We start from the raw sequence: 25,902 nt of genomic DNA, 5'->3' as shown, positions 1-25,902 counted from the left end.
TAAGGAAAAAATAACTGAGGATTCAAGGATGCTACCAACAATCCGCCCCGAAACTCCCTCCGACTACCCAGGCATAACTGAAGTAAACGACCTGGCCTTCGGGCAACCTACTGAAGGAAACCTTGTAGAAAAGCTCAGGAGAAACCCGAAGTTCGTCCCCGAACTCTCCCTCGTAGCCGGAATTGACGGCAAGATCGTGGGCCATATCCTCTTTTTTCCGGTTGTCGTCAAATCAGGGGTAGGAGACGGAGAACCCGAAGGATACGAGGAATATGAAATAATTTCCCTCGCCCCTCTCTCAGTCCTTCCGGAGTTCCAGAAGCAGGGCATCGGAGGCAGGCTCATAAAAGAAGGGCTGGAAGCCTGCAGAAAGCTCGGGTACGGCTCCGTAGTCGTCCTGGGGCACCCGGAGTATTATCCGAGGTTCGGGTTTGAACAGGCGAGAAAATGGGGGATCAAAGATCCTTTTGGGGCACCGTAGGAAGCTTTCATGGCGTTGAAATTGAAGGAAGGGGCGCTTGAAGGTGTAAGCGGGGTTGTGGAGTATCCTGAAGAGTTCAGTGACGTATGACTTGTGAACTTAAAATCTGAAAAGAAGATAAAGGTTAGAGTTTTTTCCCGATTTCTTTGGCGTTTTCGAGTACTTCAGGCTGACGGAAAATATCATCGGGATTTATTGTACCCGAGGCCCAGATACATTCCTGGACATCGAAGCCCAGGTAGCTGAAAAGGCCTTGCATGTACTTGAAGTACTGATTGAAGTTGTTCGGGTTGGGGTTCCCGTAGGTGTAGGCAAGGACGAGTTTTGTATTTAGTTTTATAAGTGGAGAGAATTCGGGCTTTGCACAGGGCTGCCAGCAGGTCAAAGCTATCAGACGGTCGACAAATGCTTTTGTCTGGGTTGTGATTTCCCACATATAGATAGGAGAACCTATAACCAGGGCATCGGAGGACCGGACTTCCTCATAGAGTTCCTGCATATCGTCATCAATGACGCATTTTCCTTCAGCCCTGCAGGACATGCAGCCACTGCAAGCTTTCAGGTCCATTTTAGCGAGGTGGTAGACTTTTGTCTCTGCCCCGTTTTCGGCAGCACCTTCAAGAACAGCATTCACAAGGGTGGCGGTGTTTCCATTTTCGCGCGGGCTTCCTATCAATCCGAGTAATTTCATCTAACTATCCTTCCCTGGAATATAGCAGTCTATCCTGGAAATTCAACCTTTTATTATGAAGAATTATGAACAGGAAGCTAGTTAAGTGTTCGTCTCAGGAAAAGTAACCGGAAAAATTGCCAGAAACCGCGAAACTAAAAAAGAATGGAAAGGAGTGAAAAAAGCAAGAAAAAAATTTGAAAAAAATTTGAAAAAAAATAGTGGGAGACGGAATTCCCACGGCTATCATAAAGATAGAATTATATTTCTTAAATATTGCGGCTAAATGAGTTGCTTTATGGTTTACAGGTTCTTGCCCATTTCCTTTGCTTTGGCAAGGACGGCTTCCTGTGCGAGGATGTCATCTTTTTCACGGGTCCCGGCTGCAACGATGCTGCCCTGGACGTCGAACTGCATGAAGGAGAAAAAGCCTTCCATGTAATCGAAGTACGGTTTGAAGGTGGTCGGATCAGGGTTGCCCTGGGTGTAGGCAAGGACGAACTTCTTGGGCATGTTAAGGCGAGTTGAGAAGTCCGGTTTGATGAAGGCGACGAGACGGTCCACGAAAAGTTTGGTCTGAGCGGTGATTTCCCACATATAGAGAGGGGACCCGAGCACAATTGCATCAGCAGCCTGGACTTCATCATAAAGTTCCTGCATATCGTCGTCAATTACGCACTTTCCCTCGATTTTGCAGGTCATGCAGCCCTTACAAGGGTTGAGGTCAAGTTTGGAGAGGGTGTAGGTTTTTGTCTCGGCACCGTTTTCCGCAGCACCTTCAATGATTGCATTCACGAGCTTTTCTGTGTTTCCACCCTCACGAGGGCTTCCGATTAATCCTAAGACTTTCATCCGTATTATTCTCCTGATATATGAACCGATTTATAAAGCGGATTGAAAACTGCATTAAAGAAATGAAGCAGACAGTAATAAAATATTTCCCAGAAAACAGGGAAATTTCTCTGGAAGGAAAAAAGGACGAAAAAAAATCTAATAAGAAAGAAAATAAAAAAGGAAAAGGAAAAAGAGGAAGGAAAAATTGTTTTTGGAAAACAAATTACGTTACATTCAGGCGTTCTGGGCACCCAAGTTGGCTGCCGCAAAAGCCACTGTCAGGGAAGGAACCAGTTTTCTCCCACCATCTCTTGCCCTTTTCAGCACTTCTGGCCTGTTTGAAATTTTGGATCTGTCAGTGCCTGCCGCAACGACCGTATCCAGGACATCAAATCCGAGGAAATAGAGAATCCCTGCTGTATATTCAAAGTAAGAACAGAAAGCGTCCCTGTTGGAGTTGCCCTGAGTAAAAGCAAGGATGAGCTTTTTCCCTTCAATCCGGCTTGAAAAGTCCGGCCTCAGAAAAGCCATCAGGCGGTCAACAAAGATTTTGGTCTGGCCGCTCATCTGCCACATATAGACAGGAGAACCCAGGACCACCGCATCAGAAGTCCGGATTTCCTCGCAAAGAATTTGCATATCGTCTTCAATTCTACATTTGCCGCTTTCCTGGCACCTGCAGCAAGAATCACAGCCTTTTATGTCCAGAGCTGCCAGGTTGTACATCTTTGTCTCTGCACCAAATTCTGCGGCTCCGGCAAGAATTTCGTTCACAAGCCTTGCAGTATTTCCGTCAACGTTAGGACTACCTACCAATCCGATAACCTTAATGTTAAACCCCCCTTCAGTAAGCAAACAGTACAAATAATGTAACAATTGCTACATAAACAAATGGTGAAAAAAGTATAAGTAATCACCCAGCATAAAAATAATAAAACAGTTAGACAGTGGTTAAGCCACTGATACCTTTTTGAAGAAAAAGAGAAAAGAAATAAAGAAAAAAGGAAATATGGAAAACCGCGTCGAAACTTTAAAAACTGAGCGGATTATTTAGCCCTCATTTTTCTGATGATCAGGACAGCCCCGAGTAATGCTACAGGGGCAAGAGCTCCCCAGATAGGTGTAGTCTCTGCGTCAGCGCTTTCGGAACTTGCTTTTGTCTCAGCTTCGTCTCCGGCTTCCTGCCCATTATCGACATTTTCCTCAGATTCAGGCTCTTCTTCAGGTTCCTCGACCGGGGATCCGGAAATGTTATCATTTGTAATTACAACTGCCCCACCTTCATTGTCCCCGTCAGAGGACCCATCGGAACCACCGGACGATCCTGAGGGCTGAGAAACCGAACCCTGGACATCCATTTCGACGATCGAACCGGGGACATCTTCGTTAGCGATAGCGGCTGCCTCGCTTTCAGGGATCTCCAAGTCGGCTGCGTTTCCGTCAATATAATATTCCACTTCCCCGAGATTCTCGTAATCATCAGTGGCGAGGTTCAGATTGAGAACATATTCCCCTTCGTTTTCAACAGTGCTCTTTGCAATCAATTTACCTTCATAGTAAGCCTCGATCTCAGAACCGGCTTCAACAGGTTCCCCATTTACATCCAGGTCACCTTTCAGGATAAGCGGCAGTTCCGGCAGACTCTCGGTTTCCTCAGGCCCCTCAGGATCTGCAGCCAGCCCGACCACCGCACATGCTAGCAGTATCATCAGGCTTACGGAAAGTATTCCGAACTTTCGATATTTGATTAACATAAATTCCCCCCAACTCCTGTTAGTATCATAAATTACCATGGAACAGCAACATTCACAGACATATTCACAGACATATTCACAGACATATTCACAGACATATTCACAGACATATTCACAGACATATTCACAGACATATTCACAGACATATTCACAGACATCCTGCTTCGCTCCGGCTGTGGCCGTAAGTCTGCAGTTCGCATTCCCATTTAAAAGGCCCACTACTATGTTCAAGCTCCCTTTCGCATGAAAGAGACCTCATTTTTGGTCCTGCCGACAAATCCAGGAAACCGGAAATCGTAAACAATTACTTACCGGTAAAGCAGCGAAGATGCAAAGGACCTGCAGTTTAGGTATTAGATAGATATTATATATATCTAATATTTTTAAATATATTAATTATCAAATAAAACCTCAGAGAATGTTGAAACGCTATGTTAAAGCGTAAAGGCATTCGACCTTCTAATTCCTGATACGATTCCTGATACAGGCATCATACACCCCAAAAATAAAAGGTAAAGGGTCAACCTCCCCCTGACAGAACAGGCACCCCATACCCATCTCAAGGATCGAGTTTATCTCAGCGTTTCTGTCGATTTCTTATTTCACATTCATATCGAACTTGTTTACCACACTTGCTTATTTCACGTTCTTATTTTACTTTCTTACTGCACTTGCTTTTTCATGCACACCTCGGGTTACCATCCCACTGCATACAGGGTAGTGTTCTCAGTTGCAAGGATCCAGTAGCCCTCGTAAGGTTCCATCAAGAAGATGTCCGTACCCACATATTTGTCATCGGAAGCTCCGATTTCACCTTCGTAGCCGTTTCTTCCGATGTAAGCGTATGTGAGAGTTGCCTGGTTCAATGGCCCAACTACCTCAAAGTAGGAATCATTAATAATCTCCAGGGTAAATTCGGCAGATAGGGACTCGGTGGAATCCGTAAACCCGATGGCATTCCAGCCTTCGTAGATCGGGACGCTGGCACCGGGAACACCGGGAATAGGGTCTTCGACCTTTGCAAGTTTGTCAAGAGGGATCATCCCGAAATCAAGCGCATAGACCATATACCCCTTTAAAGGCTCCAGTTCTTCCACGTCCAGCCAGATTTCAGACGCTGCATCGTAATAGATTATGCTCTCATATTCCACATCAGCAAACAGGAAATCAACACTTGAATTATTGAGAACGTAAGGCACCGAGATGAAGTTCCAGCCAGGGGAGAGCATAATGCCCTTGGCATCCGAATCAAAGACCTTTATGTATTGTTCCTTTGTAATGGACTCTGTGGCTGTCGTGTTGCCGTCCTCGATAATGTTGATGGTTGCCGTTACGTCATAAACCCCTGGAGTTTCGTAGACATGAGTTACGTTCATCTCCGTTGAATTGGAGCCGTCCCCAAATTCCCAGAGCCCTTCAACGGTCATGTTAACCGGATCAAAGTCAGGACCAAGGTCCACAATGGGAGTGAAATTAACACTCAGGGGTGCAACCCCTGCCCTGGGTTCGCCGATAAAATCGAGTTTCGGGTATTCTTCTACAGGGGAAGGTTCCCCTTCAAGAACTTCGATATAAGCCTCTTTTGTGAGAGACCTGTTTAGAGTGTCGTTATCTTCCACATAGAAGAGAGTCAGGGTCACGTTATATATCCCGGGGTCCTCGTAAGTATAAGCCCCCGTAGCCTCTGTTGAAGTGAAATTGTTCCCGTCCCCAAACTCCCAGAAGCGCGTTAAATTCGCGGTTTCAGGATCAAAATCAGGCCCGAAATCCGAAAGGTCTGTGAAATTAACGGTTAACGGTGCATCTCCAGAAAGCGGGTCAGCAGTGAAATTGACAAGCGGATAGTCATCCTCTACGAGCGCGGCAAGGACTTCAATATAATCTTCTTTTGTAGCGGACCCGTTAGCCACTTCCGCCCCATTCTCGGTAACGGTCACGTTGAGGGTCACAGTGTAAAGACCTTCGTCCTCATAGACATGAGAAACTTCGGCAAACTCTTCCCCCTCTTCAGTCTGGTTATCCCCGAAATCCCATAAAAATGAAATATTCATGGTGTCAGGGTCAAAATCAGGCCCGAAATCCGAAAGGTCCGTGAAAGTAACATTTAACGATGCATTTCCCGAAAGTGGCTCGGCAGTGAAATTGACAACCGGATAGCCATCATCTACGGGCGCGGCAAGGACTTCGATATACTCGTCCTTGAGAACTGACCCATTAGCTATTTCCGTCCCATTCTCGATAATGGTCACGTTGAGGGCCACAGTATAGAGACCTTCGTCCTCATAGACATGAGAAACTTCGGCAAACTCTTCTCCCTCTTCAGTATTGTTATCCCCGAAATCCCATAAAAATGAAACATCCATAACATCCGGGTCAAAATCGGGTCCATAATCAGTTTCATCCGTGAAATTCACGGTTAGAGGTGCAGGCCCCGAAATAGGATCTGCTGCAAAATCAGGAATAATTGGTTCTTCAAGCTGCGCTACGGCACTACCTGAAAGCATCAGTGCTAAAAGTAGAGCTAACGACGAATAAAGAATATTAGTTTCTTTTATGGATATACCCCCTTTAAATCGCTTTTGCGATAGAATTCCCACCAAAATATATTCCCAAGAATTCCATCATAAAAATTGTATAAAGGTGATTATATAGATTTCGTTTTAATAAATTGTATATAAAAAATAATTATACAATACTTATGGAAAAAAGAGGTGCCAGAAAACTATATAAACAAAACACAAAAGCTCCAGTAAAAGAGGGAAAAAAGGAAGAAGGCAAAAAGATAACGGGAGAAGTGAAAAAGATATAAAAAGAGTTCGGATAAAAAACATAAAAAACGTACATGAAATCTTTCGAATAACAGGCTCAAACAAACGAAAGTACTTTTACGTCACATTACTTTCATGTTAAAGAGAAAAAGAAAAACAGAAAAGAAGTTGATTAGAAAAAGAAAAACTGGATAAAAAAGAAAAAGGAAAAGAAAAGAAGGAAAGAAGTTTAAAAGGAATTGAGATTCAATTCCTGCTTCAAAATGTTTCCTGCTTCAAAATGTTTCCTGCTTCAAAATGTTTCTTGCCTCAAGCTCTGTTTTTCACATTCTGCTCTTTTTCAGGAGAGCGATGGCTCCCAGACCTGCAAGAAGCCCGGAAACTATCCCGAAGCCGGGCACTCCGGTTCCAGGTTTCTCATCGGGTTCCTCTGCTACTTTCGGGAGGTCCTTATAGGTTTCATAGCTGGAGATTGTAACTCCAAGGAAAGCAGGGTCTCCGGAATAATATTCCGCCAGGGATGCAAAACATTCCTGTACGGTCATCTTATCTTCGAACCCGTCTTCAGCCCTGATTTCTATGATTCCCTTTGAACCTGCGCCCCTGATTTCACCCATCTGCAGGGCAACGGCATCCACTATGAGAGAAGCTTCATTCAGGTCTTCGTCACCTCTGCCATAAGCCCGGACCACAAAGAAATCAACCATGGGTGCAATATCCTCAATGGTGGAAGCGTTATAGCGGGCCGGGAGGCTTGCGGAGAGAGTTAGATTCGCTCCGGCACCCTCACGGGTAGCCCCAATAATGCTTGCGTAATCCAGGCAGCCCTCATTGGAAGTCGGGGCAGAGGACGGTTCCATATAGATGTTGATCCCGTCAAAAGCGGCAAGGGATTTACTGTTGTAGTCAAGGACCTCATCTATCGCCTCGCTGGAAGTGTTCAGGTCCCAGGCTCCGGTACATCCCGTATCTTCCAGAAGCACCGCATGCACCTCAAACCCTTCTTCGTGAGCAGATTTAACGAAACGCTCGTACTGCCAGACGTCTGTGGAGTCAACACTGAGGAAAATCGTGTCGATTCCGGAAATTTCGAGTTCCCTTACGAGTGCAGGGAAGTGGGGGGAATAGGGAGAAGACAGCCGGATTCCGGAGATTCCCACACTGTATTCCGGGAAGGAAACTACGGGAACAGCTTCTACCTCTTCCTCTTCTACATCTTCTTCCGGTTCTTCACTTACGTTTTCAGGCTCCGAAACATCTTCAATAGGAACTTCCACCTCTTCAACAGGAACTTCCACAGCCTCAGGTCCGGAGACCTCTTCAACAGGAGCTGCCTCTTCGGCAGGAGCCGGGGTTACCTGCACGGAAGGTTCTTCCGGTCCGACAAACTTGCGGATAAAAACATAGTCCACAGCCATATACCCGGTGTTTTCCGAAGCATCCGGGTAAGAAGCCGCATAAAGATAGATGTGCATAGGGAGGTTTGTGACAAACTCTTCGGAAGTATAATCCATCCTGGTATCCCTTACACCGTCCCTGAACCAGGCAACACTGCGGTTATCATCATCTACCTCGTACCAGGCAATCTCCGAGATATACCAGTCCCCTTCCGAGGCCCGGACGTTGGTCAGGTCAAAGGAACGGAACCGCTCTTTCCGGGCAGTCAGTTCCCAGCGCACCCGGGTCTCGTTGGCAAGTTCGGTCTCATGCTTGATCTCGTTTCTTGCGTTGTCGATCTGGTCAATAAAACCCTGCCGCAGGACAGGTCCTCTTTCATCGTCCCCTGTGGTCACCTTCATCCGCTTTGCCACGAATGCCGTGTTGATATCAAAACTATCTTTGGAATAGACCAGGGCGAAGTCTCTGGCATGAACTTTCGGGGCAGCGACCTTACAGATCCCGCCCTGGACATCGACAAAACCACCCCCGGAATCTTCGTATTTCCAGTCAATGCTTCGGAGGCTGGTCCCCGTAAAATCGTCAAAAAAGATGAACGTATCCACCCCGTTGCTCTCGGCCCTTGCTTCGGGATATCCATACTTCATCATGACCTTCCGATCCCCGTTTGCAGGCAGGAAAGGAACCTTGACCCAGACTGTGGCTTCCCCGCCTTTCGGATCCCAGGTTTCGACCCAGTAATCAAGCCTGGTACTTCCAAGCAGGAAGCGAAGATCCGACCCGTCGGCATTTGCCTTCGAGAAATCGAAATTTGAAGAATCCAGGCGGACAGGCACCTGATAACTAGTCAGGTCTTTTCCGGCATTTTCCGTTACAACTATCTCCTGTGAATAACTCCACTTGTCATCCGTTTCAGCCAGGGCACAACCCGTGATGAAAACTCCCAGGAGGAGCACAGATATGATTCTGCATGCGATCGATCTAACCCTCATTTTTAGCAGCCTCTCTTCAATTCAGAACTGAAAAAGCAATAATGATTGGAACTTAACAGACTGAATTTATTTACTTAATTTAAAGTAACAATGATTGGAACTTAACAGACTGAATTTATTTACTTGATTTAAAGTAATAATGATTGGAACTTAACAGGCCATATTTATTTACCCAATTACAGTAAAGCTTTTTCATTACTACTTATAAAAAATAAAAAAACATTAAGATCGCCCCCGAAAATAGGAGAACTTGAGTAAAAAGATGAAGAATTGCAACATAAACACACAGGTTGTTTCCCGTGTTATTTTTCCACTTTACCTCCTGCACGGAGTGACCTGATGCACCTGACGAAATGATCCGCCCCAATTTGAATCATTTTAGGTCTGCCATCCCTACACTCCAGGGAAGCATGGGGACATTCGGTATAAAAAACACACCTTTCAAAATCAGGGACCACCCCCGATTCTAATTCAAAAATCGGACATTGAGGCAGCTTTCCGGAAATTTCTGCGGATGCATTCCCGACCACCCTTCCGGAGGATTTAAGGCCCATGCCGTCTCGTTCCTGAATTTTATCTGCCAGGAGTTCCCGGGTATAAGGATGCAGCGGCCGGGCAAAGACTTCATCCACGGCCCCCATTTCCAGGATCTGTCCAGAATACATCACAGCGACCCGATCGCACATATGCCTGACAACCCCAAGGTCATGGGAAATAAAAAGCATGCTTAAAGAAAACTCCTTTTTCAATGCCAGAATCAGGGAAAGGATTTGGGCCTGTACCGAAACATCAAGCGATGCAGTCATTTCATCCGCAATTATAAGCTGTGGTTTCATGGCCAAAGCCCTTGCCAGTGCAACCCTCTGGTTCTGTCCCCCGCTCAGTTGGTGGGGATAACGGTTTACATGTTCAGGGCCAAGCCCGACTTTCGGGAGGAGAACTGAAACTTCCCTGCTGATTTCTGCACTACCGAAACCTTGAATTTTAAGGGCTTCGCCAATGCTTTCCCCTATTCTCATTCTCGGGTCAAGAGACGCGAAAGGGTCCTGAAAAATCATCTGAATACGCGGCCTCAGCTTTAAAAAAGTCTTTTTGTCCAGGGCCAGCAGGTTAACCCCGTCAAACACAACACTCCCTGAAGTTGCTTCAGCAAAACGCAGAATACATTTCCCTACCGTAGTCTTCCCTGACCCGCTTTCTCCTACAAGCCCAAGGATCTGTCCGTCCCGAATCTGGAAGGAAACATTATCTACAGCTCTTGTGCAGTGCTTTTTGAACACACCCGATAAAAAATATTTATTAAGATCTCGGACCTCAAGCATACAAAAAACACCTCACAAGCCGCCCAGCATCAAAAAAAGCGTTCATATCCCCATTAACGGCACCATCCACGGCATTATCCACGGGTACAAGTTCAGGATGCCGTGTTCTGCAGATATCCATGGAGTACCTGCATCTCGGATAAAACCTGCACCCTGAAGGGAGATCAATAAGTGAAGGACTCGTTCCCGGGATTGCATGCATGCCTCTTGAAGGAAGGGAATTGAGAAGCCCTTCCGAAAAAGGATGCAGGGGAGCTTTGAAAAACTCCTCACATCCTGCAATTTCAACGATTTCACCGGCATACATCACCGCAACCCTGTCACAGAGCTGTTCTGCAACCTCCAGGTCATGGGTAACCAAAAGCATTGCCGTATCCCGGGAGATCTTTTGCATCAGAGAGATGATTCTGCGCTTGACTGTTACATCAAGGCCCCGGGTGGGTTCATCGGCTATGATAAGCGAAGGTTCGGAAGCAATTCCCGTTGCAATCATGACCCTCTGTTTCATCCCCCCGCTTAACTCGTGGGGATACTGCCCGAAACGCAGAGCAGGATCCTTGATACTGACCCGATCCAACAACCCCAGAACCCTGGCTTTCACAGCATTTTTATCAAATGCAAAGTGGACCCGGGTAGCTTCCGAGAGCTGACCCCCCACAGTGAAAATGGGATCAAGGGATGCAGCAGGATTCTGGAAGACCATCCCTATTTCACGACCCCTGATTTTACGGAGTTCGGTGGAGGGCATAGAGAGAAGGTCCTGCCCTTTAAACAGGATTTTCCCACCCACTTCGGCATCCCCGGGTAGGAGCCGGAGTATAGACAGTCCAAGTATCGATTTTCCGGACCCTGATTCCCCAATAAGCCCCAGGGTTTCATTAGCCTTTACCGTCAGGTCAACCCTGTAAATGGGTTTTACAGTCCCGTTTTCGTCCGGGAAGCTTACCTTGAGATCTTTGATATCAAGCAGGGGAATCCCCTCTTTTGAGATAGAGGGGTCTCCGGGAAGAAAGGCAGATGCAGAGGGCACAGGTACCGAGGGCACAGGACTTTTGGTGTTCATAGTATTCTCCTTTTGAACCTGGGGTCCAGCGTATCCCGCAGTCCGTCCCCGAGGAAGTTAAAACCAAGGACCGTGATCATTATTGCACACCCGGGGAAAATCATAAGGTGGGGAGCTGTCTGAATAAAAAAGCGGCCTTCGTTGAGCATGGAACCCCATTCGGGAATTGAAGCCTGCACTCCAAGGCCCAGGAAACTCAGGCCAGCTGCGGCAAGGATCACATACCCGATCCCGAGAGTTGCCATTACAATGACCGGAGAAATCACATTGGGAAGAATATGAAGGAAAGCTACATGCAGATCACTTTCTCCAAGCCCCTTTGCAGCCAACACGAATTCTCTGTTTTTAGTTGACAGAACCGAACCCCTGACCACTCTTGCATAAGCTGTCCACTCCACCAGGACAAGAGCAATAATCAGATTTCCAAGCCCGCCTCCGAAGAGCCCTGCGATTGCAAGGGCCAGGAACATACTCGGAAAAGCCAGGAAACCGTCAACCAGCCGCATTAAGAACTCATCAATAAGCCCGCCGCAATAACCCGAAACTGTGCCCACCCCAATTCCTACCAAAAGGGAGGAGAACACAACCACAACTCCGATAAATAAGGAGACCCGGGTCCCGAAGAGTACCCTGCTAAAAACACACCTGCCCAGGTGGTCGGTCCCGAAAGGGTATTCGGAACAGGGGGGTTTCAATCTCTGGTCAAGATCAACTTTTTCCGGATCATGCGGGGCAAGTATGCCTGCAAAAAGCACAATGAATACCAGGAATGCCAGGATGAAAGCCCCCAGCAGAATGCTCCGGTTTTTAAAATCAGGTTTCATATCGGATCCTCGGGTCGAGCCAGTTATAGGAGAGATCTACCAAAAAATTCACGGAAACAAAGAGCACAGCCACAAAGAGCAGGGAACCCTGAACCATGGGCAGGTCCCTGTTGTAAATCGAATTAACAACAAGGCTTCCGATCCCCGGCCAGGCAAAAACAGTCTCGACCACCACCGAACCGTTGAGCAAGTATCCGAAGTTCAGCCCGATCATGGTTACAACGGGAATCAAAGCATTTTTAAGAGCGTGTTTTCCGAGCACAGCCCACTCGGCCAATCCTTTTGCCCTTGCAGCGTTTATAAAATCCTGCCCCAGCACCTCAAGCATGCTGGCACGCATCAGGCGCATGGTTACTGCTGCGGAACTGGTTCCAAGGGTAAGGGCTGGCAGGAGTAAATGGGAAAAGTCCCCATTTTCCCCAAAACCCCCCACCGGCAGCCAGTGCAGGTATATGGAAAAGATAAGGATCAGTAAAAACCCCTGCCAGAAATTTGGCATGGATACCCCAAGCAGGGATACGAACCTGCTCAGGTCATCAACAGGAGAATCGTGTTTTAAAGCCGCAAGGACCCCCACAGGAATGGATATCAGAAGTGAAAAAAACATGCTTGCTATCGAAAGCTTGAGAGTGGCTTTAAAAGTCCGGAGTATGGTTTCAAAAACCGGCTGTTCGGTCATGTAGGAATAGCCAAGATCCCCATGCAGCACATTATTCAACCAGTGAAGGTACTGTTCATATAAAGGCCTATCAAGCCCCATAGCAACCCGGAATTCTTCAACAGCGGCAGGGTCAGCCCCACCCCCGGGGCCCGTAAGGAGAATTTCGGCAGGGTCCCCAGGGGTGATATAGAGAATGGAAAAACTTATGGTTGAAATTAGGAGAAGCACAGGGATAAGAAGCAAAAACTTCCTTACGAAATAAGCTAGCATTCAACTGACGTCCGTTATTCTTTTTAATTTTTTTGATTAACAATTATTCTTTTTTTGTTTATTTTTATTATTAATTATTATCACTATTCAGAATTAACCATATTTATTCTTTTTACTTTGTATTTTATAACACAATAAAAAATTATAGAAAAGCAGAACAGACTGCAAAAAACCCGGAAAAAGATAGAATTAAAGAAAAAGGCTCATGAATTTTGAAAGAGAACGTTTGAAGCGTTTATGAGGGCACGGATCAAACCAGTTCCCGTCAATTGTAAAAATCTGTCCCCCGGCTTGAGCACTCTTTTCCACTCCAGAAAAGCAAGGTCCGGTTGGGAAAGGGTCCAGAGCAGGTACCTGTTTACAACCACGTCAAAATACCCGTCCTCAAAAGGAAGATTTTCAGCATTAAAGTGGAAAAAATCAACATCCAGACCCATAGCCTGTGCGTTACTTTCAGCACTGGCAAAAAAGGGCTGGAGAGAGAAGGTTACTCAACCCTTTCTTTCCAGCAGATATCCCTTTTTGTTTCCGCTTTAGGTCTAAAGTGGATTCTTTTTTGAGGAAGTTGTTTTTGAGAAAATTATTTTTCAATGTAGAGGTCCTTTGTCAGGAAGGATATTTCATTCGGGAAAATCCGGAAACCCCCTACATTAGTAGTTTCCCCGACAAGTTCCCTGTAATAGAAAACAAAGATCTCCGGGGAATCTGTAAGTACCTGGGTCTGCACCTTATCGTAATATTCCTGCCTCAGTACGGGGTCCATTGTTGTCCTGCCGAGCAGGACCCAGGAATCCACCTCCTCGTTAGAATAACCTGTCCAACCGGCATGTATGCCTGAGGACTCAAAATGCAGGGAAAGGAAATAATCAGGATCTCCCATGGGTGCAACTCCCCAGGCATAAAGGCCGAGGTCGTAGTTGCCATCACTCATATCAGCGCTCAAAGCTCCGGTCTCCAGAACGATCACGTTGCTTTTGATTCCAAGCTTTTCAAACTGGGAGGCAATTACCTCGGCAGTGGGTTTGAGCTCAGCCCGCTTTTCATAGGTCTTTATGGAAAGCTCGAAGGGTTTTCCTTCATAATCAAGCCAGCCGTCTCCATCAGAATCGGCAATTCCAGCCTCGGAAAGCAACTGCTTTGCTTTTTCTGGGGAATACGGGTAACCCTCAAGCTGCTCGTTGGCAGACCAGGGAAGCACGGATGGGAACACGCTCTTTGCAGGGACTCCTCCGACTCCTTCAAGTGCGGTGTTAACGACCTGTTCCCTATCAATGGCATAATTCAGCGCCTGCCTCACCCTTACGTCATCAAGGGGAGCTTTATTGCCATTCACATACATGAAACATGTCCGCAGGGTTTCCTTACTTACGACTTCAAGTTCAGGGGAGCCATCAATAAGGCCGAATTCAGTTGCCGGAATCCCGCGGACAATGTCCACATCCCCGCCCTGGAGTTTGAGGGAACGGGTAAGAGGATCGGAAACATAGTCAATGGTCACGTGCTCAAGCCCCACATCCCCGCCCCAGTAGTCCTCGTTACGGACCACGGACAGCCTCATGCCTTCTTCATAACTCTCAAACTTAAAAGGTCCCGTGCCCACAGGCTCATGTGCAAGATCAGGGGCTTCAGGACTGACTATTGAGACCAGAGGATCGGACAGGCTTGCAATGGTCAGGGCGGAAGGCTCCTTTGTCCGGACCAGAACGGAAAGCTCATCCAGCTTTGATACCGATTCAATGAAGTCATACTGGGTATGCCTGCTGTTTTCGGGGCCCATGACCCTGTTTATGGAATAGACCACCGCATCGGCGTCCAGGGGGGTACCGTCATGGAAACGTACCCCGGCCCTCAGATCGATTTTCCATGCAGTTTCATTTAGAAGTTCATACCCAGTTGCAAGCTCGGGGACAAGGTTCATGTCCGCATCATAGGCAAAAAGGGTCTCATAGATCCCTGCCTGCCGAACGTACCAGCCCACCCATCTGTGCCCCGGGTCAAGAGAAACATCGGGTCCGAAAATCAGGGCCATTCTTAGCTCCCCACGAGGAACTTCAGAAGCATCTGCCTTAGAGAGAAGTTCTTCAGAGTGAGAAACTTCAGTCTGTGTGGAATCAATACAACCGGAAATGAGAAGCACGGATAAAAGAACAAAAATCAATGCAATAAATGACGTACTTTTTTTTATTTTTCTTATATCAGCCACCGTTATCACAAAAAATCTCTTTAAGTTATAAGTATATTAAATTTCTTATTTGTCACAAAAAATATGATAAAATAAGAAATAATTAAGATCAAAACAAAATAACAATAAATAAAAATATCACATATCGTAGTGAATAGATCGTCCAGCATTAGAAAAAATAAAAATAAAAATAAAAATCAATCGGTTCAGAATATTGGTTCTGAATAAAACTAAAAATTCAGGAATCGAAATTATAATAAGCAATCATCGCAATTCGAATCCCTATGTCACTCCTATCCAGCAACGAACTGAGAAAACTGATGCAGGCAAACCCACCTCTGCTTGAAAACACCGTCGATCCCGAAACCCAGCTCCAGCCAAACGGGCTTGAAATGACCCTTAAGGAAGTGAGAACAATCGAAGGGGCAGGAGCTGTGGACTTTGACAACTCCGAAAGAGAACTTCCCGGAGGCAGTCCCCTGGAATTTGATACGGAGGGCTGGGTCCACCTGCCCGAAGGGATATATAAAGTCCTTTTTAATGAAATCGTAAACATCCCCAGAAATCTTGCCGCAATCGCAAAGCCAAGGTCCACCCTGATCCGCTGCGGAGCCACCCTTGAAACTGCAGTCTGGGACGCCGGGTACCGGGGCCGAAGCGAGTCAATGCTGGTAGTCTACAACCTTGCAGGGTTCAGGCTAAAAAAAGACGCCCGTATCATGCAACTGCTTTTCTATACCCTGGACAGCGAAGTGGAAGAAGGGTATTCCGGGATTTACCAGAACGAAAACACAAAACAATGATTAGCTGTAAAAATCCAGAACCGACATCCTGCACTGAAGCCGTAAACCTGTGCCTCAGGCAGGAAAACCAATTCTGCCCTGCACCCACAAACTGCTAAAAATATATAGAAAAAGTATATATTACCGAACCAATATAGGACATTCCATGAGCACAATCGGTAAATCCGTAAGGATGGAACGCATTTTCGACCGGAACACAGGAAACGCCATTGTCATCCCCATGGACCACGGAGTAGGGGCAGGCCCCATCAAAGGGATCGAAAACCTTCAGGAAACGGTCAACAAGGTAGCTGAAGGCGGGGCAAATGCCGTGCTAGGGCACATGGGCCTTCCCAAATACGGACACAGGGGATACGGGCACGATGTAGGCCTAATCATCCACCTTTCAGCCTCGACCTCCCTTGCAATGGACCCGAACCACAAAGTGCTGGTAACGACCGTGGAAGAAGCGATCAAGGTAGGAGCTGACGCGGTCTCGGTACATATCAATATCGGGGCGGAAGACGAGTTTGAGATGCTACAGGGGCTCGGGCAGGTTGCAAGGAAATGTGACGAGTGGGGAATGCCCCTCCTGGCCATGATGTACCCGAGAGGAAAGAAAGTCCGTTCGGAATACGATGTTGATGTCGTAAAACATGCCGCAAGGATAGGAGCCGAACTCGGAGCAGACATCGTCAAGACTAACTATACCGGAGATCCGGAAACTTTCAGGGAAGTCGTAAAGGGCTGCCCTGTGCCAGTGATCATTGCGGGCGGCCCTAAAGTCAACTCCGACAGAGAACTCTTTGAAATGATCGAAGGCTCCCTGGAGGCCGGAGGACGGGGAGTTGCTATAGGGAGAAACGTTTTCCAGGCAGAAGACCCCACAAACCTCATCAGGAGAATCGCAAAACTCGTCCATGGTGGGATGAGCGCGGAAGAAGTTATTGAAGCAGATAAAAAAGCCTGAAGCAAATAAGGGGAACGGAGGGCCGAAGGAGCCCCCTGGGAAAAAGGGAAACATAAGAATCTGAAGAATCAAACGAATCTGAGGAGTCAGGCGTATCTAAAATCGGATTTATCATGATTATTCCAGTGGAAATGAAGGGGTTGCGGATTTTAAGAAACTGTGTTCTGTAAATTTGATAAGAAAAATAACTTATGAGCCTTGATAAGAAATTTGGTTAAGTTTCAGAATTATAAAAACGTACTGCATTCAAACCTTTGGAGCACAAGTTTCCCTTATCCCCTCCAATAACTCGATTTTTAAACTAATTTTTGATTTTTGTATTCCCAGGATTGTGATCCGCAAAGTCACGTAGATTCATCAGACTAAAAAACTCCAATGGAAACTGAGGGGTGTGGACCCCTAAACAGGGGAAACGTTTGTCAAACCCGAAAGCTCCGACTTCACAACAACATTGATTACTAAAAGGAATTCCGGTATATATGCCTCAAGTCAAATGACTCCAGACACATAATCTCCAGTAGAAGTAAGGAGCTTATATATATAAACGCAAAAATGAAAAAAGATTAAACTGAACCCCCTACCTGGAAGAATTCAGGAAAATGTAAAGCAACCCCCCACTAACCCGAAAACCCCGAATACAAAAACAAAACAGGAAGAGAAGCCCAAGCCATCAAAAAACAAAAATACCAGAGACAAGGCATGAAGGATATAGACAAGAGAATAAAACAAATAGAAACCGAAAAAGTACCAGCATAGAAATAATTAAACCATAAAAAATTTCCAGTAGAAATAAGGGGGATGGCATTCCCCGGAATTTTCAATAATATGGCCCAGGCAATCCCGGCAAAAAACAGCACTATAACCAGGCAATCAAAAAAAGAACCATCAAAAGGCCTTCTAAAGAAAGCCTCGACTAGAAAATAAGTTCCCAAAATTGAAGCTCATGCAGGCGAACCTCAATTTTCTTTTAAGGATGGGGCCTTAAAAAGAAAAAAAGTCCTCTCGAGGGAGCAGAACGATCAAAAAGGACTGCGCACTGTTGCGATTTCATCGCAACTAAAAGAAAAATCAAAGATTTTTCTGATGCCGAACCGCAACTCGGCTGGCGCAACTAGACTGGGTAAACCAGGTACGTAAACCAGGTACATAAACCATGTAAGGCAACCCGACATTCAGAGGTCTACAAAAGGTACGAGGTCGCAGCCCGTACACCTTAGACACATGGTTTTTGCAAGTCCCGAGTTCAACCCGTATTTTTCGAGTATGGCTTTTTCCATTTTTGCAAGTTTCAAGAGGCGTTCCCGGGAAGGCCGCTCTGCAAAACAGTCCCCTGCCCTGAGGGGATGGGGATTTATAGGGCGAAGGATTGGGATTACTCCCAGTTTTGCGAGGGTTTCAACCCCGTCCCTGACAGCAGAATCACTTTCCCCAAGTCCGATAATGAAATTACTGAAAACCCGGTTTTTCCCGAAAATCCCCACAGCCTCTTCGAGTTTTTCCAGGATGTAATCGAGGGAAAGGTCCCCGCAGACCTGTTTGAAAATTTCCGGATCCATCGTCTCCACATTGTACTTGACCTCGGATACCCCTGCCTCGTAAAATTGCCTGGAGCACCCTTCGGTGGGGTATACCGAAACTCCGATCGGCACATTATACTTTTTGAGAGCAGGAAGCAATTTGAGGACGCGGTCCACTTCCCCCTGCACAGAATTTTCAACCCCCGAAGTAAGGGAAATAGCCTTCAGGTTTCCATTCCTGAAAACATCGTCCACAATATCCAGGACTTCCTTATCACTCTTGACATGGCCCTGGAGTTTGGGCACGGGACAGTATTTGCAGTCGAAAATACAACGCTCGCAAAGGGTAATAAACGCCTGTTCCGGGCAATGGGCAAGAGCAGGCTCAAGGGTCCCCCGAACCAGTTCTTCCCCTTCCATAAAAAGGGAAAAAGTCCCGTCTCCCCCTACTTTTTCAATGGAAAGGGGAGAATCCTTATTGATACTGAGCCGGACTCTCCGTTTCCCTGACCTGAAGAAAACCGAACTTGTCCCGGCACCCGGACCGGCTGTGGACCCGAGAGCAAGGGGAACAAGGGAAGGATCTATGGAAACGGAACCAATAGAGATCAGGAAAGCTTTTAGTTCTGCAGTCATGAGCTTATTTTGCATGCAAATGATCCTCAAAGTGCTTGTAATTCGTACTTTCACAGATTAATTCGTACTTTCTCAGTTTTCCATTTCTATACAAGGAAGTATATAATTTTTGTCAATTATATAATAGTAACTGTTGGGAAACCATCTCCTGTTTTATCCTGAAATTGAATTGTCGGACAGTCTCTGAGGGTAGAGGTATTCGTGACAACTCTTATTTATTATATTTAGCTTTGAATAGTCACCCTTATTCTTTTAAAAATTATTGCCAGACTCCAATACACCCGTATGAAAACAGGTGAGGATTCACATAACGTTCCAGGAAAAAAAGAGCGCCTACATTTAGGAAGTTCAGACTGAAAAAAACAGTATCAAAGAGAGTCATAAAGATTGTTAGGGACATCAATGATAGTTAGGTATTATTATAATATACTTATCATTAAGATAATAAGACAACGTTAGAAAGATGCAATAATATTAGAATATTGCATTAAAAACATAGGAATGGAATAACTAAAGAGGATAAAAATAACATTATGTGCTACATATATTTACAAAAGTAATATATAGGATGTATACATAGTACATCTTGCATTCTCATCCCTCACAACCCCGCTAACTAAATATTACTCCACAAGGGACAAAAATAGGGACATTAGGGACAAAAACACACAGGGATAAGTGAACAGACAAGACAAAAAGCAAAAGACGCGCAGCACAAAGAGTCCAATACCTTTGTATCTCTTCCCAGAATAAAAAGACTCATTAAACGCCGTTCGAAGCTTCCAGGTTTTCTTGGATGGGAATGCAAACTTTTCTTTTTTTTCAGAACTAAACCAGAATATTTTCTATAATAACTGAATAATGATCTTTTATACCGGAGCCTAATCTTACCATAAGATCTACAGAAATTAGGAATTCTTATTGAAGAAATTAGGAATTTTTATTGAAGAAATTAGGAATTTTTATTGAAGAAATTAGGAATTTTTATTGAAGAAATTAGGAATTTTTATTGAAGAAATCAGGAATTTTTATTGAAGAAATCAGGAATTTTTATTGAAGAAATTAGGAATTCTTATTGAAGAAATTAGGGATTCTTATTGAAGAAATTAGGAATTCTTATTGAAGAAATTAGGAATTCTTATTTATTACTGCAGAGAAATAATAAGTTATATCTATCACCTCTCCTAGAATACCTGTGCATGGAAACTGATGAGAAATTTGAGGCAGAAAAAGTTGCAGAAACAATAGTTAGCTGGTATGATGCAATCAAAGTGGATCCTGAAGACAGGGAAAATTTTATGATACTTTTGAAAGTTGCCATCACTAACCCAACATTCCACATGGAGATTTCCGAAGAGGCCGGAAAGCTCAATTATGAAAAACTTGAAGGTTTTATCCGGGGGGACATAGAAGGAATAGAACAGTTAATGAAAGACAAAAGCAAGTATTTCAACAAAGCTCTCCACGGGGAAGTAACTAAGTTCAAAAGCTACCTTGGTGAATATATTGAATCAATATCTAAAGGGGAAACTGCAGAGTTTGAGGAGAAGGAACAAACTATCCGAAGCGTTGCAGAAGAATACTCCGCAATCATCGATGAACTTTCCGCGGAATAAGCAAAAAATCATTTTTCAAGCAAACTTTCCGGAATGAAAAGCCCTTCAGCCAGGGAACAAACCTGAAAAAGGGATATCAGGACGCAAGAAGCCTGAAAAAACAAAATACATATAAAATGGCCTCAAAATGCCTATAAAATTGATCTCAAAATAATTATAAAATTAACCCTTCCAATCTTCAAAGATATGATAACTTTATTGTTACAGGGTGGCCCAAACTATGGAAGAAAAAGACGAAATTGACCTGTTTCTCGACTCACAGGAAAAAACGGAAGAAGAACTGCTGCAGGAGAAGTGTGAAAGGACATACAATGCGGCCTCCAATCCAGTACGCAGGGACATCGTCCGCGGGATATGTTTCCTCGGGAAGACAAAAGAAGAACTCCTGAACGAAACCGGCCTCGATGAAGCCACTTTGAAATTCCATACTGAGGTCCTGATAAACGCAGATTTTATTTTTCAGGATGAAAAAGAGGTTTACAAACTGACCGAACTGGGGCTGAACGTGCTTCCAAAACTTTAAACTTTTTTAAATAAATTAACTCTTTTTAAAGGCCTGAAACCTCGTGATTTCCTGCAAGAAAGCCCTCTTCGGAAATCCGTACCCGCAAAAACCTGTCAAACCAGGGTGGTTCGGGGTGATGTATACGGGCGGAGAAGTATCTCATGCAGAAACTCTGGTAGCCTGCGCACAACAAGAAGGGAATTAGAACCTTCCACATGCCAGTTACGCCTAAGCTGTTGACTATCAAAATGTATCCCTATGTTCTTCTTAATCCGTTCCTGGAAACTAAAAAATGACCAGATAGGGAATATTAGGTCAGAAGAAATAGGTGTTATGAAGAAGAGTCTGTATATTTTATATATTGGTAAATATATTCATTTAGTAATAGTACACGTCGTTAACATTTAATATAAAATCTCCGAATTAATCCATTTACACTAAATTGAATTACAAAATTCTGTTTACACATTCCATTTTACAAAAAACAACGAAAGGAAGGAAAAACAATGAAAGTAATGATCATAGGAGGTTTTCTGGGAAGCGGGAAAACCACCACCATACTGAAACTCAGCAGGCAGCTTAGCGATTCGGGAAAGCGGATTGCCATCATAGTAAACGAGATCGGAGAAATCGGGCTTGATGGAGACACCTTATCGGGAACCGGTATCACGACCGAGGAACTGACCAGCGGCTGCATTTGCTGCACACTTAAAATCAGCATGCAATACACCCTCCAGACCCTGGAAGAAGAATTCAAGCCTGATGTGGTCATCATCGAGCCCACCGGGATAGCCTTCCCGGGACAGATCAGGGAAGAAATCAAGAATATGGGGCTTTCCGAACTTTCCTTTGCCCCTGTGGTGACTCTGGTAGACCCCTGCCGTTTCGGGACCGAAGTCAGTGAGATCCCCAGGTTTATTGAAACCCAGATAAGGGAAGCCGAGATCCTGGGCATAAATAAGCTGGATACAGCCCCCGGGAAGCGAGTCCTTGCCACGGAAAAGATGCTTTCGGAACTGAACAGCGAAGCCATGGTCCTCAAATTCTCTGCAAAAAAAGGAGACGAACAGTTCGAAAGCCTGCTGAGCCACCTCGCAGTTCCGGGACTTGAAAAACCCTCTTCAGAGAAACAAAACTCCATTGAAGTCTCAGAAGTTTCGACGTTTTCAACCCGTTATACCCTGGCTTCCGCCCTTGACCCGGAAAAAGGCATTGTCCTTGCTGAAGAGAGCCTGCTAAATATCCGGAACCGGGTAAGTGAAATAAACCCAGGATTCATAGGTCATGTGAAGCTTTCCATCAAACTCCCGGAATCCGTGGTCAAAGGCAGCGTAACCTCCTCGAAAGAGGCCCCTCAGGTGGAGCTGGTCCTGAACCGGAAGAGTGAAAAGCCCGAATTGAGACTGCTTTCCGCAATCACAAAAGTCCCAAAAGAAGAGCTGACGGAAATCGTGGAAAGGTCCATAGAAGACAAACTCCAGGAAGCAGGACTCCCATTCGAAAAAATGGAGCAGAAAGGACATGGACACGGACACGGAACGAGAGTGGACATGAACACGCTCATGAAGCCGGAATAAGCTTTGAAAAAGTAGAACATAAAAATGAACATCATGAACATGAACACCATTAGCATTGAGCTGATTTTCTCAACTACCTTGTGACCAGGAATTTTCCCTACCCTTGCACCTTTCCCCACCACCAGTAAAGCAGAAGCATTCAGTACTCATATCCCCTGAAAAAGCAGAGATCTTAGAAGAAACGTCAGTGTTTTATCCCAAAAAACTTTGCCAAAATACCGGGTTTTTGCAAAAGAGTTTCTCTGCTTGAGAAAAAACAGCTAAAAAAAAAGATTGTAAATTAAAAAAACAGAAATAGTATGATGATTAAAAACTCTATAATATATGGAGTATTGATATGCAAGAAGAAGACGAACTTGAAGCCTACATAAATTCCGAGAAGGAGCCAAGTGAAGCTGAAGCTGTTAAAAAAGACCATGTAATGATGGGAAAGGTCGCCCTTAATTCCGAGAGGAGAAAACTCGTGAGGATTGTAGGTTTTTCCGGAATAAAAAAAGAAGAATTAAGGGAGAAATCAGGCCTTAATGACTTCATGTATAAATACCACATGGACCTCTTGCTCAAGGAAGGGATCCTTAAGGACGAAGGGGGAAAATATCACCTGACGGACCCCCAAGGAATTACAGTACATGAGTCAGGATTAAGGATTTAAGGGCCAAAGGGTTAAAATCTGGAGCCCTAATTGAAGCCTGAGTACTGAAAAAAAGGACCTGGAAATCGAAATCAAATTCAAGAAAAATAGCCCCAGGCACAGACAAAAGGAAAAAGTTCATTCTTTTTTAGATTTATTCCTCTTTGAATTCCTTACATATAATTACCTTAATGAAATTGCCCTAATGGATTTATACCGGTTATCAGTTCCGTGAATTATTCCTTTTAAATCCATACGTTCATTTCTATTCATTTCATTCCATACTTCAGGAAATATAATTTTAGAGATCATGCGGCACCTTTTATCTACCAAACCAGTGGACTTGCTTTTTACTAAAAAGCGATAAGTTTTTATGTTTTTCGGAGTAATGGCGTAATGACTAAGTTTTCGATATTCTATGGAAGTTTCAAAAACGCCCCTGTCTAATTTCCAGAATACATATCGAATGATAAACAAAAGGAGTGTGAATAAATATGCCAGCAATAGTTAACGAGGAAGAATGTTCCGGATGCGGAACCTGTGTCGATGAATGTCCCTCAGAAGCAATCACCCTCGACGATGACAAAGGAATCGCAGTCGTCGACCAGGACGAATGTGTAGAATGTGGTGCATGCGAAGAAGCATGCCCGAATGACGCAATCAAGGTAGAAGAATAAAACAATCAGCTTGGAATAATTTTTTATTCCATTTTTCTTTTTCATTTTTATCGAATTATTTCTTTCTCTACGGAGGTATTTTTTTAGATGGCAGCAGTTAAAGCGGGTATTTTAGGCGCCACCGGTGCTGTAGGGCAGCGGTTCATAGAAGCACTGGCAAACCATCCCTGGTTTGAGATCACAGCCCTTGCAGCATCCGAGAGAAGCGCCGGAAAAACGTATAAAAACGCAGCAAACTGGAGGCTTGACACCCCGATGCCGGAAAACGTGGCCGACATCGAAGTGGTCCCTGTTGACCCAAAAGCCGTGGACGCCGACGTGGTATTTTCGGCTCTCCCTGCAGACCTTGCCCTCACTGTCGAACCGGACTTTGCAAAAGCTGGCTTTGCAGTTGCAAGTAACGCCTCAGCCTACAGGATGGAAACAGACATCCCCCTTGTAATCCCCGAGGTAAACCCCGAACACCTGGGGCTCCTTGAAGTCCAGCAGGACAACAGGGGATGGGACGGGTATATCATCACAAACCCCAACTGCTCCACCATCGTCATGACAGTGAGCCTGAAACCCCTGATGCAGTTCGGGCTCGAGTCAATCCAGGTCGCCACAATGCAGGCAATCTCTGGAGCCGGGTTTGCCGGGATCCCGGCAATGGCAATCTACGACAACGTGGTCCCATACATCGGAAACGAAGAGAATAAAATGGAGACCGAACCCCTGAAGCTCCTTGGAGAATTCAACGGTGCGGAAATCTCACCTGCAGACATAAAAGTAAGCGCTTCCTGCCACAGGGTCCCGGTAATTGACGGGCATACGGAAGCCATCTGGGCAGGCATGGAAGCAAACCCCAGCCCCGAGGAAGTAAGGGAAGCCTTCCTGAGCTTCGACCCGAAACTGGGAGACCTCCCCTCAGAACCCGCAAAAGCCCTTATCGTGCGGGACGAAGTCGATCGTCCCCAGCCGCGCCTGGACCGCAACATGGGCGACGGCATGAGCGTCTCCGTTGGCAGGATCAGGGAAGGCATCCGCTACATCGCTATGGGCCACAACACAATCCGCGGAGCCGCAGGGGCAAGTGTCCTGAATGCGGAACTCCTGCACTCCATGGGAAAACTGTAATCCTGGAAAAACAGGCATTCAGGAAAAAGCAGGCAGCGCTCCTGAGCATGCCGCCAGAACTTTCTCTGCAGCTGGTAATTCGCTTCTGGTTGTGGAGAAATATTCTCTTTATTTGCAGGAAGTAGGGCATATATGAGTAAAATAAAATCACTGGAGTTCTTTAAATTCTTTATGATATACAGCCTCAGCCTTATAGCAGGCAACCTGATAATTTACGGCATTGACAGAGTTGGCACATTAAAGGGACACGAGGCGATGGCTCCGTCCGATTTTTTAGTGTTTAATGTTGTCATAATCGGGTTGTCAATATTATTGCCTGCATTAATGGAAAACAAAAAGCTCGATGACTTACTGGACAAAATTCTTTCATAATTACGGTAATTTCAGGGTTTTTAAAAATCCCGGCAGGCCGGGTCAGGAAAGGTACCCTCTAAACCGAAGTGGGCCACAACACAATCTGCAAAGCCGCGCAAGCGGCCTAAACACCGAACTCCTGCACTCCAGGGAAAGCTCAGAGCAGAGAGCTTCATCCCAACCAATTTTTATTTTACCAGATTTAAACCGTATCTGGATCTTATTCTATCAGATTTAAACCTTATCAGACCCTCATTCTAACATCCTATCCTTTTTATCATGTTTCGGGCATGATTACAGAA

The 25,902-nt window shown here is 45.3% G+C and carries 23 protein-coding genes; 10 read left to right on the top strand and 13 right to left on the bottom strand.

Translation table 11 applies throughout. The features are described 5' to 3' along the window. Positions 1-28: 28 nt before the first annotated feature. Positions 29-481 carry a GNAT family N-acetyltransferase gene (locus ACSAZK_RS11725; protein ID WP_440954310.1) on the top strand — a complete coding sequence of 151 codons (453 nt, stop codon included), beginning with the start codon at positions 29-31 and terminating at the stop codon, positions 479-481. Between the two features lie 124 nt (positions 482-605). On the opposite strand, the gene ACSAZK_RS11720 is transcribed toward ACSAZK_RS11725, so the two are convergent. The 12 genes from ACSAZK_RS11720 to ACSAZK_RS11665 form a co-directional block, all read right to left on the bottom strand. Beyond that, positions 606-1,172 carry a flavodoxin family protein gene (locus ACSAZK_RS11720; protein WP_440954309.1) on the bottom strand — a complete coding sequence of 189 codons (567 nt, stop codon included), beginning with the start codon at positions 1,170-1,172 and terminating at the stop codon, positions 606-608. A 282-nt stretch (positions 1,173-1,454) separates the two neighbouring features. Beyond that, entirely contained in the window at positions 1,455-2,003 is a 549-nt protein-coding gene (locus tag ACSAZK_RS11715; RefSeq protein ID WP_440954308.1) for a flavodoxin family protein, read from the bottom strand. A 216-nt stretch (positions 2,004-2,219) separates the two neighbouring features. Further along, positions 2,220-2,801 carry a flavodoxin family protein gene (locus ACSAZK_RS11710; RefSeq protein WP_440954307.1) on the bottom strand — a complete coding sequence of 194 codons (582 nt, stop codon included), beginning with the start codon at positions 2,799-2,801 and terminating at the stop codon, positions 2,220-2,222. 230 nt (positions 2,802-3,031) lie between these two features. After that, on the bottom strand, positions 3,032-3,739 hold the full coding sequence (locus ACSAZK_RS11705; RefSeq protein ID WP_440954306.1) for a hypothetical protein: 708 nt from the start codon (positions 3,737-3,739) through the stop codon (positions 3,032-3,034). Positions 3,740-4,434: 695 nt separating this feature from the next. Next, positions 4,435-6,243 (bottom strand): PKD domain-containing protein, encoded by a 1,809-nt coding sequence (locus tag ACSAZK_RS11700; RefSeq protein ID WP_440954305.1) that lies wholly within the window; start codon positions 6,241-6,243, stop codon positions 4,435-4,437. Between the two features lie 587 nt (positions 6,244-6,830). Continuing rightward, the gene (locus ACSAZK_RS11695) at positions 6,831-8,897 is read right to left on the bottom strand and encodes a DUF2341 domain-containing protein (RefSeq protein WP_440954304.1); all 2,067 of its coding nucleotides are present in this window, start codon (positions 8,895-8,897) and stop codon (positions 6,831-6,833) included. Between the two features lie 302 nt (positions 8,898-9,199). After that, positions 9,200-10,177, bottom strand: coding sequence for an oligopeptide/dipeptide ABC transporter ATP-binding protein (locus ACSAZK_RS11690; RefSeq protein WP_440954303.1), 978 nt, complete (start codon positions 10,175-10,177; stop codon positions 9,200-9,202). Between the two features lie 34 nt (positions 10,178-10,211). Next, positions 10,212-11,282 carry an ABC transporter ATP-binding protein gene (locus ACSAZK_RS11685; RefSeq protein ID WP_440954302.1) on the bottom strand — a complete coding sequence of 357 codons (1,071 nt, stop codon included), beginning with the start codon at positions 11,280-11,282 and terminating at the stop codon, positions 10,212-10,214. Beyond that, on the bottom strand, positions 11,279-12,106 hold the full coding sequence (gene nikC, locus ACSAZK_RS11680) for a nickel transporter permease (protein ID WP_440954301.1): 828 nt from the start codon (positions 12,104-12,106) through the stop codon (positions 11,279-11,281). Before nikC ends, ACSAZK_RS11685 begins: the two co-directional genes overlap by 4 nt. Beyond that, on the bottom strand, positions 12,096-13,037 hold the full coding sequence (nikB, locus tag ACSAZK_RS11675; RefSeq protein ID WP_440954300.1) for a nickel ABC transporter permease: 942 nt from the start codon (positions 13,035-13,037) through the stop codon (positions 12,096-12,098). Before nikB ends, nikC begins: the two co-directional genes overlap by 11 nt. Before the next feature lie 203 nt (positions 13,038-13,240). Beyond that, positions 13,241-13,474: a class I SAM-dependent methyltransferase gene (locus tag ACSAZK_RS11670; protein WP_440954299.1), complete on the bottom strand. Its 234-nt coding sequence runs from the start codon at positions 13,472-13,474 to the stop codon at positions 13,241-13,243. Between the two features lie 143 nt (positions 13,475-13,617). Beyond that, on the bottom strand, positions 13,618-15,066 hold the full coding sequence (locus ACSAZK_RS11665) for an ABC transporter substrate-binding protein (RefSeq protein ID WP_440954298.1): 1,449 nt from the start codon (positions 15,064-15,066) through the stop codon (positions 13,618-13,620). A 437-nt stretch (positions 15,067-15,503) separates the two neighbouring features. Here ACSAZK_RS11665 and ACSAZK_RS11660 point away from each other — a divergent pair, with 437 nt between their 5' ends. Together ACSAZK_RS11660 and ACSAZK_RS11655 are read left to right on the top strand one after the other, a co-directional pair. Then, positions 15,504-16,022, top strand: a complete 519-nt coding sequence (locus tag ACSAZK_RS11660; RefSeq protein ID WP_048181551.1) for a deoxyuridine 5'-triphosphate nucleotidohydrolase — start codon at positions 15,504-15,506, stop codon at positions 16,020-16,022. A 145-nt stretch (positions 16,023-16,167) separates the two neighbouring features. Continuing rightward, complete coding sequence (locus ACSAZK_RS11655) at positions 16,168-16,971, top strand: 2-amino-3,7-dideoxy-D-threo-hept-6-ulosonate synthase (RefSeq protein ID WP_440954297.1); 804 nt, start codon at positions 16,168-16,170, stop codon at positions 16,969-16,971. 1,172 nt (positions 16,972-18,143) lie between these two features. On the opposite strand, the gene ACSAZK_RS11650 is transcribed toward ACSAZK_RS11655, so the two are convergent. Then, positions 18,144-19,139, bottom strand: a complete 996-nt coding sequence (locus ACSAZK_RS11650) for a radical SAM protein (RefSeq protein WP_440954296.1) — start codon at positions 19,137-19,139, stop codon at positions 18,144-18,146. A gap of 1,082 nt (positions 19,140-20,221) precedes the next feature. Here ACSAZK_RS11650 and ACSAZK_RS11645 point away from each other — a divergent pair. The 7 genes from ACSAZK_RS11645 to ACSAZK_RS11615 all read left to right on the top strand — a co-directional run bounded on the left by ACSAZK_RS11645 (position 20,222) and on the right by ACSAZK_RS11615 (position 25,618). Next, the gene (locus ACSAZK_RS11645) at positions 20,222-20,740 is read left to right on the top strand and encodes a hypothetical protein (protein ID WP_440954295.1); all 519 of its coding nucleotides are present in this window, start codon (positions 20,222-20,224) and stop codon (positions 20,738-20,740) included. Positions 20,741-20,960: 220 nt separating this feature from the next. Next, the gene (locus ACSAZK_RS11640) at positions 20,961-21,263 is read left to right on the top strand and encodes a hypothetical protein (RefSeq protein ID WP_048181566.1); all 303 of its coding nucleotides are present in this window, start codon (positions 20,961-20,963) and stop codon (positions 21,261-21,263) included. A 488-nt stretch (positions 21,264-21,751) separates the two neighbouring features. Then, entirely contained in the window at positions 21,752-22,822 is a 1,071-nt protein-coding gene (locus tag ACSAZK_RS11635) for a CobW family GTP-binding protein (protein ID WP_440954294.1), read from the top strand. Positions 22,823-23,159: 337 nt separating this feature from the next. Continuing rightward, entirely contained in the window at positions 23,160-23,474 is a 315-nt protein-coding gene (locus tag ACSAZK_RS11630) for a hypothetical protein (RefSeq protein ID WP_440954293.1), read from the top strand. 473 nt (positions 23,475-23,947) lie between these two features. Next, complete coding sequence (locus tag ACSAZK_RS11625; RefSeq protein WP_048181573.1) at positions 23,948-24,130, top strand: indolepyruvate ferredoxin oxidoreductase subunit alpha; 183 nt, start codon at positions 23,948-23,950, stop codon at positions 24,128-24,130. A gap of 87 nt (positions 24,131-24,217) precedes the next feature. Continuing rightward, positions 24,218-25,246 (top strand): aspartate-semialdehyde dehydrogenase, encoded by a 1,029-nt coding sequence (gene asd / locus ACSAZK_RS11620; RefSeq protein WP_440954292.1) that lies wholly within the window; start codon positions 24,218-24,220, stop codon positions 25,244-25,246. A gap of 132 nt (positions 25,247-25,378) precedes the next feature. After that, the gene (locus ACSAZK_RS11615; RefSeq protein WP_440954291.1) at positions 25,379-25,618 is read left to right on the top strand and encodes a hypothetical protein; all 240 of its coding nucleotides are present in this window, start codon (positions 25,379-25,381) and stop codon (positions 25,616-25,618) included. The last annotated feature ends 284 nt before the right edge of the window (positions 25,619-25,902 follow it).

It is taken from the genome of Methanosarcina sediminis, from assembly GCF_052056915.1.
Taxonomy (GTDB): Archaea; Halobacteriota; Methanosarcinia; order Methanosarcinales; family Methanosarcinaceae; genus MTP4.
This window is presented reverse-complemented; position numbering and strand designations above follow the sequence as displayed.